Origin of the sequence: Rhizobium etli 8C-3 (genome assembly GCF_001908375.1) — a bacterium.
Taxonomy (GTDB): domain Bacteria; phylum Pseudomonadota; class Alphaproteobacteria; order Rhizobiales; family Rhizobiaceae; genus Rhizobium; species Rhizobium etli_B.
The window spans coordinates 2,820,853-2,837,109 of record NZ_CP017241.1 but is presented as its reverse complement, the minus strand read 5'-3'; the positions used below and the strand labels follow the sequence as shown (position 1 = coordinate 2,837,109).

Here is a 16,257-nt window from a genome sequence, read left to right as displayed (position 1 = left end):
GAAATACGGCGCGACGATCATAAAAGTGAAGACCGGAACCCGCAACCAGCGGGTTCCGGTCAACCTGGTATGGTTACTTCAGCTGGTCAGCCGTATAGTAACCGCCTTCGATGAGAACCTTCTCGTAGTTGGTCTTGTCGACCGCTACCGGCTTCAGCAGGTAGGACGGAACAACCTTGACGCCGTTGTCGTAGGTCTTGGTGTCGTTGACTTCCGGCTCCTTGCCGGACATGACAGCGTCGACCATTGCAACGGTGACCTTGGCGAGTTCGCGCGTGTCCTTGAAAACTGTCGAGTGCTGTTCGCCAGCAATGATCGACTTCACGGACGGAATTTCCGCGTCCTGGCCGGAAACGACCGGGAGCGGCTGTTCAGGGGTGCCATAGCCAACGCCCTTCAGCGAAGAGATGATACCGATGGACAGACCGTCGTACGGAGAAAGGACGGCGTCGACCCTGGCGTCGGTGTAGTTAGCCGACAGCAGGTTGTCCATGCGGGCCTGAGCCGTTGCTGCGTCCCAGCGCAGCGTGCCGACCTTGTCCATGCCGGTCTGGCCAGACTTTACGACGAGCTTGCCGCTGTCGATGTAGGGCTGCAGGACAGACATTGCGCCGTCATAGAAGAAGAAGGCGTTGTTGTCGTCCGGCGATCCGCCGAAGAGTTCGATGTTGAACGGACCCTTGCCCTCCTTGAGGCCGAGGGCGTCAACGATGGAGGTCGCCTGCAGAACGCCAACCTGGAAGTTGTCGAACGTTGCATAGTAGTCGACGTTGGCCGAATCGCGGATCAGGCGGTCGTAGGCGATGACCTTGATGCCGGCGTCATGAGCCTTCTGGAGAACGTCGGAAAGCGTCGTGCCGTCGATGGCGGCGATAACGAGAACCTTGACGCCCTTCGTGACCATGTTCTCGATCTGAGACAGCTGGTTCGGAATGTCGTCGTCTGCATACTGCAGGTCGGTACCGTAGCCGGCCGCCTCAAGCTGCTTGACGATGTTGTTGCCGTCGTCGATCCAGCGAGCGGAGGACTTCGTGGGCATTGCGATGCCGACGGTCCCCTTGTCCTGCGCCAGTGCCGGCATAACGAATGAAGCGACGCCGATGGCGGCCGCAGCCATCAATGAGATAATGGATTTCATTTCTCTCTCCCTTGTTAATAGTCGGCGGACGAAAATTCGCCCGCCACGAAACTGTGGCAGGTTCCGCAGATTGGATAGTTACTTCAGATGGTGAGAAACGAAGTAGGTCTCCTCCACGATCTCACACGTGTTGAGTGCCAACCAGCACACGGCCGCAAACTCGTATGGAATCTTATAACTGTCAAATAGAATAAGTGGTAAAGTGCATAACAAATTTGGTATATCGTTAAAAAGTATTACTTTTAATGGAAGGCGGGTGGGAGGCCGCAACCATGGCGATTGTTTCCGGGCCGGTTTCCGAGGATCGGATCGATGTCCACAGCGACAATTTTGGCGATGATGCCTTTCTGCGAGCGGGCTTGAAGCTCAATCACCTGCGGATGATCGTCGCAATCGAAGATAGCGGACAGATTTCCGCGGCAGCGGAGAGCCTGAACATCTCCCAGCCTGCCGCCTCCAGAATGCTCGCTGAAATGGAATCGATCGTGAAGACGCCGCTTTACGAACGAATCGCCCGCGGTGTCGTGCTGACGACTTTCGGGCAGGCACTCGCAAAGCGTGCAAGAAAAATTCTGCTGGAACTGCGCGAGGCCGGCCGCGAGATCAGCGAATTGAAGAGCGGCAAGGGAGGGTCCGTCTTCATCGGCGCGGTGACTGCGCCAGCCATGAGTCTGGTTGTTCCGGCCATCGACAAGGTTCGCAAGGCGTTTCCGGGCATCGAGATCAACATCGAGGTGGAGACCAGCAACGTTCTGGCGCGTGAATTGCTCGCCGCCAGACACGATTTCATCATCGGCCGTATTCCCGACGACCTCAATCCGCGGCTCTTCGAAGTGCGTGAGATTGGCATCGAAAAAGCTTGTCTGATCGTGCGGCGGGACCATCCGCTCCTCAAGAAGAATGTGAGCAGCCTCGCCGATCTTCATGGTTACGGGTGGGTCTTCCAGCCGCCCGGCACCCTGCTTCGGCGGACGCTGGAGGATATCTTTCTGGCAGCGGGCGTGCCGCTGCCCGAAAATATCGTCAATACGTCTTCCTTGCTGCTCACCTGCGCGATCATCTGCGAGACGGACGCGATCGCGCCCGTGGCGCTGGATGTTGCCCAGTTTCTCGCCGGCCAGGACGCGAAGGCATCCGACGTGCGGGTGCTGCCGACCGATTTCAACATCGACGTAAAGCCCTACAGCCTGATCACCGCGCGCGAACGTGCCCTGCCTCCGAGCGCGCGGCTTCTCTACGACCTCATCTTCGAGGAAAGCCGGAAGCATCGAGGCTGAGCGCAAGCCCGGCGCCATGCAGGCGGTATTCAATGCGCCACTTTAAAGGGAAGAGGAATGCTGTTCGGGCAATCAGTTTTTCAATCCGTTCTTGAGCGGCTGAAAGCAGAGGAAGAAAGCGGAGACGAGGCAGAAGCGTCCGTCGCGCATCGCGTTCATGGCTTCAGCACTGGTCTTGCCTTCGACGTCATGGAGGGCGTATCAGCGGCGTCGCAGCGGCCGGGCCAAGCCTATCTCGAAAATCTGGAACCGGAGGCGCCTGTTGCCGCGGCAGACGAGGAAATCCAGCCGCAGCCCATTGCGGAGCCTGAGCCGGAAGCCGTCATGCCGGAACATCTTGCCCGCACTGCGCCTGCCGAAATCGCTGCGGAGCTCTCCATCACAGCCGCCGATACGCTGCTGACGTTGAACGAAAAGCGTCGTGCCTTTGCCAAGTCGAATCATCCCGATCGTGTCGCGCCTTCATTCCGGGAGAATGCAACGAAGCGCATGATGCTCGCCAACCTGCTGGTCGATGAGGCCATGCGGCGTCGCGGCCGCTGATTATTTAGGGTCCGTCTCTTCCGGTTTTACAGCCTCGGCAGGGGGCTGCGGCTTGAAAGTCCAGAACAGCATGTAAAAAGCATAGACGCCGGCGCCGGCCGACAGCACGCCCCAGAACGGGTCGCCGGTAATGAATTCCAGCGCCGCCCAGGTTAGGCACACGCCAACGATCAGCGCCCGCACCCAGACGCGGCGGTAGGCCGGATGGTTTGGATCGATCAGCTGCATGTATCCCCCGGTCATATTTCGATCACTTGTCTTTAGGATGGATTTCGAGAATGTGAAAGGGCAACAGGCTTGACGGCTCGAATAGAAAATGGAATGAAAATTCCACAATTATCGCAGTTCGGTTCATCTGTTCCGAATTCAGGGAGGTTCTCATGACAGTCAGATTTGGTCTTCTCGGCGCCGGCCGCATCGGCAAGGTTCACGCCAAGGCCGTGAGCGGCGACGCCAATGCGAAACTCGTCGCCGTCGCCGACGCGCTTCCAAAGGCGGCCGAGGCGATCGCTTCCGCATATGGCTGCGAGCTCCGTACGATCGAGTCGATCGAGGCCGCCAAGGATATCGACGCCGTCGTCATCTGCACGCCGACCGATACGCATGCGGATCTGATCGAGCGCTTCGCGCGGGCCGGCAAGGCGATCTTCTGCGAAAAGCCGATCGATCTCGACGTTGCCCGTGTCAAGGCCTGCATGAGGATTGTCGATGAGACCAAGGCGAAGCTGATGGTCGGTTTCAATCGCCGCTTCGACCCGCATTTCATGGCCGTGCGCAAGACAATCGACGACGGCCGCATCGGCGAGGTCGAAATGGTGACAATCACCTCGCGCGATCCCGGGGCCCCGCCGGTCGACTACATCAAGCGCTCCGGCGGCATCTTCCGCGACATGACGATCCACGACTTCGACATGGCCCGCTTCCTGCTTGGTGAGGAGCCGGTTTCGGTAACTGCAACGGCCGCTGTCCTTGTCGACAAGGCAATCGGCGAGGCCGGCGACTACGACAGCGTTTCGATTATCCTGCAGACGCAGTCCGGCAAGCAGGCGATCATCTCCAACTCCCGCCGCGCCACCTACGGCTACGATCAGCGCATCGAAGTGCACGGATCGGAAGGCATGGTTGCGGCCGAGAATCAGCGTCCGGTCTCGATCGAGGTCGCCAACCGTGACGGCTACACACGTCCGCCGCTGCACGATTTCTTCATGACCCGTTACACGGAAGCCTACGCCAACGAGATCGCAAGCTTCATCGCAGCGGTCGAGAAGGACGCAACGATTTCGCCTTCCGGCGCCGATGGCCTTGCCGCGCTGGTGCTCGCCGACGCAGCGGTCCAGTCCGTCAAGGAAGGCAAGCTCATCAAGATCGGCTGACGGCAACTCCCGGCCGCAAGCCGCTCAGGAAATGGCCGGGCAGACGCCCGGCCATTTCCGTTGTTGCTCCAATCATCAGCGAAACTTGAAATAAGTATCAATGCTTCGCCTTTGACGCGGGGCGGCTGGAGGGCTATCAGCGCCCGACGCCGCATTGCCCCGAGCTCCCATGACCCTCGATCGTTTCGCTCCCGCCATTTTTGTCCTGCTTTGGTCGACTGGGTGGGTCGTCGCGAAATACGCGGCGCGACATTCGGAGCCTTTCACCTTCCTCGGCATCCGTTATGGGCTTTCGGCCTTGGCGTTTTTCGGTCTCTGCTGGGTGCTGAAGGCGAAATGGCCGGATCGCGCCACGGTTCTGCGGGCTATCTATTCCGGTTTGTTTCTGCACGGGTTCTATCTTGCCGGCCTTTGGTGGGCGATTGCCAACGGCGTTGCGGCAGGCATTTCCGGCATCATCGCCGCGCTGCAGCCCCTGCTGACGGCGATGGTGGCGCCCTTCCTGATCGGCGAACGACTGCAGCCCACCCAGAAGTTCGGCCTTCTCCTCGGCTTCTTCGGCATAGCAGTCGCCGTTTCCCCGAAACTTCTCGATCCAGTCGCAGCGAGCCTCGTTCACGCCGCTGTGCCGCTCGCGATCAACCTAATTGCCATGGTCTCCGTCACATACGGCACGATCTACCAGAAGAAACACTTGCAGACCGGTGATCTCAAGACCATCGCGACGATGCAATATGTGGGGGCGCTGATCGTGACCCTGCCGCTCGCACTCGCCTTCGAGCGCCTGCATTTCGACCCAACGGCAGAAGCTTTCGGTGCGCTGATCTGGTCGGTCTTCGGCCTGTCGATGGGCGGGATCGGGCTGCTTCTATATCTGATCCGCCGTGGCCAGGTCTCGCGGGCCGCATCGCTGATCTACCTGATGCCGCCGGCGGTCGCGGTCGAGGCCTTCATTGCTTTCGGCGAACCGCTGACCGTGCCGCTGATCGCCGGAACGATCGTGGTCGTCACCGGCGTCTATCTGACGAACCGGAAAAGTGCCCGGATGGCTGAGGCTTGATCAAGCCTGATGGTTGGCATGTGTCAGCTGCGCAATTTTCCGCACATGCGTGACGGCCGCGGTACCGCCGGCCGTCTTGGTGAACAGGTCGAGCTTCTCTTCCTCGCCGTCATCAACCGGCGTCAGCGCCTGGTCCATGTAATTTTTGGATGCCGGATTTCTCTTGATGAGGAACGCAGTTGCGCTCATGCGCAGGATGGAACCTGCCAACGCAACGTGCTTGACAACGGTTTCCCACACGAATCGCGGCCAGAAGACGAGGGGATGGTGCTGCGGCAACCCGGGCCGCCGTTCCGAGGGGTGCTTCAGCCGCAGCAGACCGCTTTGCAGAGGATGCACCTTTTCGAGCGGTACCGTGGTTGCAAACGACACCAGCACCTTGACGAGGCTTGCAAGCGGCAAGCCGCTCGCAACGGCCCGGCGCAGCAACGTCTTCACATGCTCCGGCGAATAGTAAAGCGACCAGGCCTCGTGATAGATGCTCTCCCATTCCTGCCTGCTCATCTTCTCGTGCGCAGTGCAGACATGTTCGACGTCGTATGTATTGAGGTCGGCGTCCATCGGGATGCCCTTGCGCCAGAGTGTCTGGTGATCTTCCGAGCCCGGCAGCGGCGTCAGGACGAAGAACTCGATGACATCGAGCGGCAGCTCGCGCTGAATGATCTTGATGTCGCGACGAATTGTTTCCGGCGTGTCGGAAGGAAAGCCGAGGATGTAACCGGCAAGCGTCATGATGCCCTGCGCTTTCCAGGCGAGCAGCATCTTCCGATATTCGGTGATCTTGTTCTGGTTCTTCTTGGCGGCCGTCAGGTTGTCCGGATTGACGTTCTCCAGGCCGATGAAGACTCGCGTGACGCCGGCGCGTTTTGCCTTTTCAATGAAGTTCGGAATCTTGTGACAGAGTGTATCGACCTGGATCATTAGGCCGAGCGGGATGCCATCCCTTTCCTTCAGTTCAATCAGCCGGTCGAAGATCGCTTCCCAGTCCTTGTTGCGGGCGAAGTTGTCGTCGGTGATGAAGAATTTGTGGATACCCTGCGCCCAGTTCATCCGCACCAGCTTTTCAATATCGTCGGTGGAGCGGAAACGGGATTTGCGGCCCTGCACATTGATGATCGTGCAGAACGAGCACTGGTAGGGGCAACCACGCCCGGCATCGAAGCTGCTGCTTAGCCCGAGCGTGTGTTCGACATTCTTTTTGGGCAGGAAGGGCACAGGCGTGCCGCCGATGCCCGGAAGGTCGTTCATGAAATTGTAGACCGGCTCGAGCTTGCCATAGGCCGCGTCCTGCAAGACCTTGTCGAGCCTGCCTTCGGCCTCGCCGGCGAACATCGAAATGCCCATCTCCCGGCAGGCGTCGAGTTCGACCGCCTTGCCGTCGAGCATTGAAAGACAACCGGAAACGTGAAAGCCGCCTATCGAGACTGGGATGCCCGCCGCGCGAAACGGGCGGGCAATGTCGAGCGCCCGCGGATACTGGTTCGACTGAACGCCGACCAGCGCGACCATGCCGAAATTTCCGTGCTGCTTCAGCAGCGCGAGAAGTTCCGGAATATGCACGCGCGTATTGGTTTCGTCGATCACCTTGATGTCGATGCCGACACCTTGGCCGAGCACTTCGCGCTCGGCGCAGTCTGCCGCAATGCCAAAGAGTGCCGCCAGAGAGTTCGAAGGGATCATGGCCCGCCACCAGCGGATCACATAGCCGTCGTCGTCATAGTGCGAGGGCTTGAGCAGAATGAGCTGAAAGCGGCGGCTGCCGGACGTTACGGGTGATCGCAAGGTCTATCTCTCTTATTGAATGGGCAGTCTGTCGTTGAATGCACTCAATGAGGGTAAGTGTCGTGCGCTGGCATGCAATCGGAACTGCAAAGATCGGCAGATATGCCCGAAAAATAGCAATGCAGATTGCGATAGTTTTCACATGTCGCCGGCGCGCAGTCCCTTTAGGCCGTTCGCCGGTAAGCCGTTCACCTAGGCTTAAAGCAAAAAAAGGCCGGAAGATACCCGGCCCCTTTCAGTTCTGTATTCAAGCCTGTTCGCGGCGCTGGCCGCCGCCATTGCGGGGGCCCTTGCGACGGATGCCGCCGGAGCCTTCCTGACGGTGCTCACCATGAGACTGCTTGCCCCGATCCTCTCCATGCTTGCGGCCAGGGCGGCCGTGCGCGTTGCGGGCGGCACCGGGATGATGGCGGTTCGCATCGGTGTTGCCGTGCGGGCGCTGTTGCGGCTTCTTGGCCGGTCGGAAATCCGAGGTAGATACGAGATCGTTGTCCGGACCCTGGGGTGTTGCTTCGCCGCGGCGCTGGCCGCGGAAGTCCTCGTTGCGGGCAGTCTGGCGCTCGGGACGCGGATGGCGATCGCGGCGTTCCTCGTTGTTTGCGCGGACTTCGCCTGCTTCGCCTTCGCGGCGCGGACGGCGGTCCTGGCGATTGCCGGAGCGATGTTCACCCGGACGGCCATCGCCGCGACCTTCGCCACCACGGCCCTGGCCACCGCGATTGCGGTTGTTGCCGTTGCCGCGACGCGGAGCCGCGCGCATGTCTGCCGGCGGTTCGCCACTGGCAACGGTGATCTCGATGCTCATCAGCCTTTCGATATCGCGCAGCAGGCGTGCCTCGTCCGGCGCGCAGAAGGCGATTGCGATGCCGTCGCGGCCGGCGCGGGCCGTACGGCCGATGCGGTGAACATAGGCGTCCGGCACTTCCGGAAGATCGTAGTTGAACACATGGCTGACGGCCGGAATATCGATGCCGCGGGCGGCAACGTCGGTCGCGATCAGAGTCTTGATGCCGCCGTCGCGGAATGCCTTCAGGGCGCGCTCGCGCTGGCCCTGGCTCTTGTTGCCGTGGATCGAAGCGACAGAATACCCGACGTGATCGAGATGCTTCATCAGCTTCTCGGCGCCGTGCTTGGTGCGCAGGAACACGATCGCGCGGCCATCGGGATTTTCCGAAAGCGACTTCTTCAGCAATTCCGTCTTGTCATTCTTGCCGCCGACGAAGTGGACGTACTGTTCAACCTTGTCCGCAGCCTTGCCGGGGGGCGTCACTTCCACCTTGATCGGATCGGTCAGGTATTCGCCCGCAAGATCGGCGATCGCCTTCGGCATGGTTGCCGAGAAGAGCATGGTCTGGCGGCGCTTCGGAACGAGCTTGGCGATCTTGCGCAGATCGTGCACGAAGCCGAGATCGAGCATCTGGTCGGCTTCGTCGAGCACGAGATAGCGTACCGTCGTCAGCGTGATGGCGCGTCGGTTGATGAGGTCGAGGAGGCGGCCGGGTGTCGCGACAAGAATGTCGGTGCCGCGTTCGAGCTGCTGCTGCTGCTTGTTGATGGACACGCCGCCGACGACGACATTGATGCGCAGCGGCGACTTGCGCACGAAGTTCTTTAGGTTCTCGGCGATCTGGTTCACCAGCTCGCGCGTCGGAGCGAGGATGAGCGTACGCGTCGTGCGATTGTCGGGACGCTTGTCATCGGCGAGCAGTTTTTCAATGAGCGGAAGGCCGAAGGCCGCCGTCTTGCCAGTGCCGGTCTGGGCGAGGCCGATCAAATCGCGGCCTTCGAGGAGAAGAGGGATTGCCTGCGCCTGAATGGGCGTCGGCGTTTCAATGCCGAGCTGAAAAAGCGTGGCGACGATCGGCTTGGAGACACCAAGCGATTCAAAATTAGTCAAGGCATAACCTTTCAGGGCGCCAAAACGATGCGCCGGATCGCACCATGCGGTCCGGTATCATTCTGGCGTCAAGAACCCCGCGTGAAGTGGGAACTTGTGTGTTGGAAAAGCTTCCAGCGCTTCTGGCCGCACTTGGGATCGCGGCATTCCATGAAATGCGCTTTTATCCTTCTTCTTGCGTTTGTCTTTTTTCGCAGGGGCAGCTCACGCGGCGGCCGGAAGGTGAAAGCTCGCCTGCATTTGGTCTAGTTCAACTTGAAAGTCAAGAGTTGAGCTTGAGAAAGGTGCTGCGCCGCCGCGTGGACGAGCGGCGGCGCGTCGCACGCATGCTCCTCAATAGCCGGGGCACACCCGAACTCTGACCCATACGTCCGCCCGGTGATCATAGCGGCGCTCCACGCCGCAATATCCGTAATTGCGGTAATAGGCCGGGTAAGGCCGATAGTAGGAGCGATAGTAGGGCCGGTAGGGCCGGTAATAGCTCCGATAGACCGGATACGGACTGTAGTAGGGCCTGTAGTACGGTCTAGAATAGGCTCCGTAATAAGGTCCGGAGTCGGCTCCATAATAGGGTCCGGGACCATAATAGCCGTAGCCAGGGTAGGGACGCACAGCGTGCGAGAGCAGGAGGCCGCCGACTGCTCCGGCCGCAACGCCGCCCCAGAATTCATCGCTCGAACCGGCGTTCGCCGGGGTTGCCGGAATGAGGCAGGTGCCAGTCAAAGTCAACGCCATCAAGCCCGCCGCCATGGTCTTGTGAAGTACGGACATGATCGTCTCCTTTCATAGACGAACTTGTTACTTGAAGCCGTCAGGAGAAACCGTGGCAAAACGCGGCCAACTGATCGAGTTCAGTCTTACAACGTGGGAGATTATAGCATGGTTCCTGATACACTTGGGTCGAAACTTCGCCATCCGGATCCAGATCTCCAGAACGTGTCATCGAAGCGAGCGGCAACCTCGTGCTTTCGGGGAAGATGTTAAGGTTAAAACCTTGTTAAACGGCTTACACCTATAGTGGATGCCAGAACAAAACACCTTCTCCTGACAGCGAGGCGACATCTTTTGACATCGAGCGGTGACCTTCTCGAACTGGCATGCAGCCGGATCGCAGATCTGGATGCTCCTGCCTATGTCAAGAACAGCGAACTTCGCTACGTTGCCGTCAATAAGGCTTATGCCCGCTTCTTCGGCAGGGAAATTTCCGATTTCATCGGCCGCCGGACCCGCGAAATTCTCGAGCGCCCGGAAGAGGAGGAGCGTGAAGACAAGGAGCGCCGCGCACTCGTCTTCGGCACCGAGGAAACCGCTATCTGCTTCGACACTGCCGGAACCGGACACGAGCGGGTCCGGATCGAAAGCTTCATGCCGTCGGAAGACCGGGCCTATGTCCTCGGGATCTTTGAGGCGCGCGCGCAGCCCCGCCGACCGGTTCTTTCGGGGCCGGATCAGGCTTTGCTCGCCGATTTCGAGCGCGTCCGGGCTGCGTTGGAAAAAATTGATCATCCGATCGGCATTTTCGCTGATGACGGCCGCCCGCTCATCGTCAATTCGGCCCATCGAAACGAAAACAAGCTATCGCTCGCCGAAAACGGATGGCACGAGAGCGTCAATGAGCTCGATCTCCTCCGCACCATCATGGAAGACCTGCCGGTTGCCGCCTTCGCGCGCGATGAACAGCACCGCCTCGTCTACGCCAACCAGTATTACGAGACCTTCACCGGCCATTTCCGGTCGAAGGTGCTTGGCCTCACAGAGTCTGAGATGTTCGGCAAGGAGAGCGGCGCCAGCATCTATGAGGAAAACGCCCTGGCTCTCAAGGACGGCTCGCTCACTGTGGTGGAAGGTCAGCTTCCAAGCAGGGACGGAACAGTTTATCCGATCCTTACTCGCGTCAATCGCGTAAAGACGCCGGACGGCAAGGTCTATGTCGTCGGTTCTTTCTCGGACATCTCCCCGCTCAAGGAGCGTGAGGCCAAGCTGATCGAGGCGCAGAAGCATGCCGAAGTCCTGCATCGCGACATTGAAAACATCCTGCGTTCGCTGCCGGTCGGCGTTCTGATCCTCGATAACAATCTCGATATCCTCTACATAAACGACGAATTCTACACGATCTGCGATCTGCCGCCTGAGGATCGTTTTGACGGCCGGCCGTTCATCGATGTCATCCGCCGCAATTACCAACTCGGGCGCTATGGCTACGGGCAAAGCCCGGAAGAGATCCTTTCGGAACGACAGCGCCATTTCGGTTCGGGCGGTGAGCAGGAGCCGGTCGAACTCAGCTGGTCGGGCGGCAAATCGATCATCTTCGACAGCCGCCGCATCTCGAACGACCGCATTTTGCTCTCCTATTCCGATATGAGCGCCATTCGCGCGAGCGAAAAGGCAATCAATGAAGCACGCGCTGCCCTTCAGCATCTCGGCGAACTGATGCGGGATGCGACGCGGGCCATGCCGCAGGGCCTGACGATCGTCCAGGACGGCATCATCAAGCTCTCCAACGATGCGCTTTCGGAAGTCCTGCGAATTCCGCCGGAATACCTCGTTGCGGGCCGCGGCTGGATCGACCTCTTCAATTTCTGCGCCGATCGCGGCGACTTCAAGGGCACTGCCGCCGAGGTGTTGCACTATTGGCGTACGAATATCGCCGCAAAGCAGCCGATTGCCACTGTCTTCCATGTAGCCGGCGAGCGCTGGGTGAACATGGAGGCGACGATCAGCGAAGGCGGCCATTGGGTCGCGCTCTTCACCGACGTCACCGAAATGAAAGACCGCGAGGAAGAGCTTGAGCGGCTGTTGGCGCGGGCAGAAGCTGCCGATCGCGCCAAGTCGGAATTTCTCGCCAATATGAGCCATGAAATCCGCACGCCGATGAACGGCGTGCTCGGCATGGCCGAACTCATGGCGAAGACCGATCTTGACGCGCGGCAGAAGACATTCATCGATATCATCGTCAAGTCCGGCAACGCGCTTTTGACGATCATCAACGACATTTTGGACTTCTCGAAGATCGATGCCGGGCAGATGACGCTGCGCAAGGCTGCCTTCGATCCGGTGGAAGCCGTCGAGGACGTCGCCACACTGCTTTCTTCGCCCGCGGCGGAGAAGGATCTCGAGCTTCTGGTGCGCGCCGATTCGAACCTGCCTGCCGCCCTCATCGGCGATGCCGGGCGATTTCGCCAGATCGTCACAAACCTCGTCGGCAACGCCGTCAAGTTTACCGAGAAGGGGCATGTCTTCGTCGATATCGGCGCGCGGCCCGGCGCCGACGGCGAGGTCATGGTCCAGATCAGGATCGAGGATACAGGCATCGGCATCCCGGCAGACAAGCTGCAATCGGTCTTCGACAAATTCTCGCAGGTCGATTCCTCCTCCACTCGGCGCCACGAGGGTACCGGTCTTGGTCTTGCCATTACAGCCGGTCTGGTCGATCTCTTTGGCGGCTACGTCGAGGCCGAGAGCGAACCGGGCAAGGGCTCGGTCTTCACCGTCAATCTTCCCTTCGCCATCGCTGCCGCCCGCCTCGATCCCAAGCCGCTGCCCGTCAATGTGCGCGGCGCACGCGTGCTCGTCATCGACGACAACGAGGTCAACCGTCGCATTCTCTCCGAGCAGCTGTCGCTTTGGGGTTTTGACGGTGTGGCTGCGGAAGGCGGCGGGACCGGTATTGCCATCCTTGAGACCGCACACCAGATCGGCGTCAAGGTCGATGCCGTGGTGCTCGACTATCACATGCCGGAAATGAACGGTGCGGAAGTCGCCCGCAAGCTCAGGGCCGACGCCCGCTTCGAAAACCTGCCGATCATCTTCCTGACCTCAATGGATATCTCCGGCACGGAGAAGGAGTTCGCAGCCCTCGACGGCGATGCGCATCTGATGAAACCTGCGCGCGCCAACCTCCTTCGCAACACGATCGCCGAGGTCGTGCGCGCAAGCCGCCTGAAGCAGGCCTCTGCAGCCGAAATCGCCCGCCTGCAGGCAGAAATTCAGATGAGGGAACCGGAGCCTTCTACGGCGTCGCCCTCCGAAGATCGCAAGACTGGCTTCGTCGATGTGCTCGTGGCCGAAGACAACGAGGTGAACCAGATCGTCTTCACGCAGATCCTTCAAGGTACCGGGCTAAGTTTCCTCGTCGTCAACAACGGTCAGGAGGCGGTCAAGGCCTGGGAAAGCCATGCGCCGCGGATCATCATGATGGACGTGTCGATGCCGGTGATGAACGGCCACGATGCGACGCGCGCCATCCGTGTCCGAGAGCGCGGGCAGGGTCACCGCGTGCCGATCATTGGCGTGACGGCGCATGCGCTCGAAAGTGACCGCCAGCTCTGCCTCGACGCCGGCATGGACGATTACATGTCCAAGCCGATCAGCCCCGAACTGCTGGAAGAGAAAATCGAGCTCTGGCTCGGCAAGAGCACGCAATTGCCTGGCCGGTCAGGGCTTTAGGGTTTTATGCCGCAGAGCATCTCGCGCTTGCCGGCGAAACCCTTGCGCCGCTCGACCGCAAATCCCGCTGCAATCAGATTGCGCCTGACGAAGCCTGCCGCGGCATAGGTCGCAAAGCTTCCTCCGCAGAGAGTCTTCTCGCAGATGAGCCGCATCAGCTCTTGCGACCACATGTCGGCGTTGCGCGACGGCGCGAAACCGTCGAGATACCAGGCATCGAAACCGGGTTGGGCGGCCGCAACGCCATCGAGTGCCGGGCCGCAGACAACGCTCAAGGTCGTCTGCTCGTCCAGTGCACGCGTCACGGTGCCTTGCGGGTGGGCCGGCCACAGCGCCGTCAGCGCCTGCCGCTCGGCATCGATTTCAGGAAAGTGCGAGAGTGCGCGAGCGATCTCCTGAGGGCGCATCGGGTAGAGCTCGAAGGAAATGAAATTCAGATGTTGGCCGATTTGGCGGTTCACTTTCCATTGTCGCCATGTTTCAACAAGGTTAAGCCCAGTCCCGAACCCCAACTCTCCAATGCGGAAACTGTCCTTGCCCGTCCACCGTTTCGGCAGGCCGTTGCCCGCCAGAAAGACGTGGCCGCATTCGAGCCGCCCGTCGGTCTGGCAATAAAAATGGTCGCCAAAGGCCTGTGAATAAGGCATATCGCCCTCGCGCCATTCGAGCGGCTGGCTCGTGCTGTCCATCTGGTCGGGATCAATCTCTGTCATGCCTAAAGCCGATAGTGCGGCCATCTCCTCTGGTCAATCGTCCGTCAGCCTGCTGATCGCCGGCGGCGGCATCATGGGGCTGTGGGCGGCGGTTCATGCCGAGCGGCTCGGCATCGACACGCTCCTCGTCGATGCGGGCGAATTGGGCAAGGGTGCGAGCGGCGGCTTGCTGGGGGCGCTGATGCCGCATCTACCGGACAAATGGAATGCCAAGAAGCAGTTCCAGTTCGATGCGCTGGTTTCCCTCGAAGCCGAGATTGATGCTATCGAAACTGCCACCGGTCTTTCCACCGGCTACCGCCGCTCGGGCCGCATCATCCCGCTGCCGAAGCCGCATCTGCGCAAGATCGCGATCGCCCATTCCGCCGATGCCGCAACACATTGGCATCAGCATGGCAGCAGCTTCCATTGGAATGTCGAAGATACTCCGCCGGTTTTAGGCTGGATCGACCCTGCCGCCGGGGAGAGCGGCTTCGTGCACGACACGCTCGCTGCCCGCGTAGCACCCCGCGCGCTGGTCGCTGCTCTTGTCGCCTTTCTGAGGCAGGCCAAGCGAGTGAGCATTCTCGAGAATGCTGCGGTTGGCGGTCTCCAACCGGAACGCGGGATCGCCGAAGCCGGTGGGAAAACCATCGCCTTTGGCCGCTGTATCGTCGCGGCAGGTTACCAGTCATTTCCGCTTCTGCAGCGCTTCACGCCCGGACTGGAAAGGCCGCTCGGCCAACCGGTCAAGGGGCAGGCGGCGCTGTTGAAGGCAGACATCGATCCTGCCTTTCCAACAATCTTCCGCGACGGTCTTTATATCATTGTTCATGAGGGCGGCCAAGCTGCCATCGGCAGCACCAGCGAGGCCCGTTTTTCCAATCCCAATACGACCGATGCCCAACTCGACGCCCTGATCGAAGCTGCGCGCGAAATGGCCCCCGTGCTTGGGGATGCGCGGGTCGTCGAGCGCTGGGCCGGCCTTCGTCCAAAGGCGATCGACCGCGATCCGATGATCGGTCCGCATCCGATATATCCGAAGCTCATTGCCTTGACCGGCGGCTTCAAGGTCAGCTTCGGCCTTGCCCACCGTCTTGCCGAAGCTGCCGTACATATGGTGGAGGGCCGTTCCCCGCCTTGCGACCTGCCGGAAAGTTTCGCGTTTTCGAGCCACGTCATGGCTGCTTCACGTTAAACGTGAATTAGAAGCTCGTGCTTTTCGTTATTCTGTCATGCAAATCACCTATCTGCTTGGGTATCGACGGCGCCGGAATAGACTGCGCGCCCTTCCTTTGATGGAGGAAATTGCATGCGCTATGCCATTTGCTTCACCCCTGCGCCGAGCGATCCGCTCAGCCAGGTGGCGGCCAATTGGCTCGGCCGCAACGTCTTTTCCGGCGAGATGGTTGAACCTCCGGCCGTTCGCGGCATCGGCATCCACGAGATCGCGTTCCATACTGCCGTGCCGCGCCGCTACGGTTTCCATGGTGTGCTGAAGGCGCCGTTCCATCTTGCCCCCGACGTTTCGGAGGAGCAACTTCTGCGCGATATGATGCGCTTTTCCGGCAGCTTCCAACCGTTCCGGATTCCAAGGATCGAGGTTGCTCGCCTGCGCAATTTCTTCAGCCTGATGCCGGCGGTTCCTTGCGACCAGATGCACTATCTCGCTTCGGCGGTCGTGCAGCATTTCGACTACTTCCGCGCACCGCTTTCCGAAGCCGAGATCGAGCGCAGCGATCCGGATTGGCTATCGGCCGCGCAGTTTGCCAACCTGCATCGCTGGGGCAACCCCGACGTGATGGACGAATTCCGCTTCCACATGCCTGTGACGGGACCTGTCGATCTTGTCGACATGCCGCGCATCGAGCAGGCGCTGCGTAACTTTTTCGAGCCTGTTCTCGCCGAGCCGGTCACCGTCGCCAACATCGCGCTGATGATCGAGGAAGGCGCAGGCGGGCCGTTCCGCGTCCATTCGCTGCATCCGATGGGAAAGGTCAGTGCGCGCAAGATCGCCTGATCACTTTTGTTCAAGAACGGTGGTCCCAA

General features: G+C 60.1%; 13 protein-coding genes and 1 pseudogene. 8 read left to right on the top strand and 6 right to left on the bottom strand.

The window, feature by feature from the left end; translation table 11 throughout:
• Window positions 1–73: 73 nt before the first annotated feature.
• On the bottom strand, window positions 74–1,138 hold the full coding sequence (gene chvE / locus AM571_RS14240; RefSeq protein WP_074061965.1) for a multiple monosaccharide ABC transporter substrate-binding protein: 1,065 nt from the start codon (window positions 1,136–1,138) through the stop codon (window positions 74–76).
• Between the two features lie 272 nt (window positions 1,139–1,410).
• On the opposite strand from chvE, the gene AM571_RS14235 reads away from it, so the two are divergent.
• On the top strand, window positions 1,411–2,415 hold the full coding sequence (locus AM571_RS14235; RefSeq protein ID WP_074061964.1) for a LysR family transcriptional regulator: 1,005 nt from the start codon (window positions 1,411–1,413) through the stop codon (window positions 2,413–2,415).
• A 57-nt stretch (window positions 2,416–2,472) separates the two neighbouring features.
• Window positions 2,473–2,958 (top strand): hypothetical protein, encoded by a 486-nt coding sequence (locus AM571_RS14230; protein WP_074061963.1) that lies wholly within the window; start codon window positions 2,473–2,475, stop codon window positions 2,956–2,958.
• Here the strand turns inward: AM571_RS14230 and AM571_RS14225 are convergent, their stop codons facing one another.
• The gene (locus AM571_RS14225; protein WP_074061962.1) at window positions 2,959–3,186 is read right to left on the bottom strand and encodes a hypothetical protein; all 228 of its coding nucleotides are present in this window, start codon (window positions 3,184–3,186) and stop codon (window positions 2,959–2,961) included.
• A 152-nt stretch (window positions 3,187–3,338) separates the two neighbouring features.
• Here AM571_RS14225 and iolG point away from each other — a divergent pair, with 152 nt between their 5' ends.
• On the top strand, window positions 3,339–4,331 hold the full coding sequence (gene iolG, locus AM571_RS14220; protein ID WP_074061961.1) for an inositol 2-dehydrogenase: 993 nt from the start codon (window positions 3,339–3,341) through the stop codon (window positions 4,329–4,331).
• Window positions 4,332–4,500: 169 nt separating this feature from the next.
• Window positions 4,501–5,391, top strand: a complete 891-nt coding sequence (locus AM571_RS14215) for a DMT family transporter (protein ID WP_074061960.1) — start codon at window positions 4,501–4,503, stop codon at window positions 5,389–5,391.
• On the opposite strand, the gene AM571_RS14210 is transcribed toward AM571_RS14215, so the two are convergent.
• Complete coding sequence (locus tag AM571_RS14210; protein ID WP_074061959.1) at window positions 5,392–7,173, bottom strand: B12-binding domain-containing radical SAM protein; 1,782 nt, start codon at window positions 7,171–7,173, stop codon at window positions 5,392–5,394.
• A gap of 247 nt (window positions 7,174–7,420) precedes the next feature.
• Window positions 7,421–9,116 (bottom strand): annotated as a pseudogene (locus tag AM571_RS14205) (DEAD/DEAH box helicase).
• Window positions 9,117–9,171: 55 nt separating this feature from the next.
• On the opposite strand from AM571_RS14205, the gene AM571_RS36290 reads away from it, so the two are divergent.
• A complete protein-coding gene (locus AM571_RS36290; protein WP_155774453.1) occupies window positions 9,172–9,432 on the top strand; it encodes a hypothetical protein in 261 nt (86 codons plus the stop codon).
• Here AM571_RS36290 and AM571_RS14200 read toward each other — a convergent pair.
• Window positions 9,404–9,841, bottom strand: a complete 438-nt coding sequence (locus tag AM571_RS14200) for a hypothetical protein (protein WP_074061957.1) — start codon at window positions 9,839–9,841, stop codon at window positions 9,404–9,406. The genes AM571_RS36290 and AM571_RS14200 overlap by 29 nt on opposite strands.
• A gap of 294 nt (window positions 9,842–10,135) precedes the next feature.
• Here AM571_RS14200 and AM571_RS14195 point away from each other — a divergent pair, with 294 nt between their 5' ends.
• The gene (locus AM571_RS14195) at window positions 10,136–13,516 is read left to right on the top strand and encodes a response regulator (RefSeq protein ID WP_074061956.1); all 3,381 of its coding nucleotides are present in this window, start codon (window positions 10,136–10,138) and stop codon (window positions 13,514–13,516) included.
• Here the strand turns inward: AM571_RS14195 and mnmD are convergent.
• Window positions 13,513–14,229, bottom strand: a complete 717-nt coding sequence (gene mnmD / locus AM571_RS14190; protein ID WP_074061955.1) for a tRNA (5-methylaminomethyl-2-thiouridine)(34)-methyltransferase MnmD — start codon at window positions 14,227–14,229, stop codon at window positions 13,513–13,515. The genes AM571_RS14195 and mnmD overlap by 4 nt on opposite strands.
• Between mnmD and AM571_RS14185 the strand changes: the two genes are divergently transcribed.
• Window positions 14,228–15,406, top strand: coding sequence for an NAD(P)/FAD-dependent oxidoreductase (locus AM571_RS14185; protein WP_074061954.1), 1,179 nt, complete (start codon window positions 14,228–14,230; stop codon window positions 15,404–15,406). The two genes, mnmD and AM571_RS14185, sit on opposite strands and share 2 nt — an antisense overlap.
• Before the next feature lie 114 nt (window positions 15,407–15,520).
• Window positions 15,521–16,228: a DUF1045 domain-containing protein gene (locus AM571_RS14180; RefSeq protein WP_074061953.1), complete on the top strand. Its 708-nt coding sequence runs from the start codon at window positions 15,521–15,523 to the stop codon at window positions 16,226–16,228.
• Window positions 16,229–16,257 lie beyond the last annotated feature (29 nt).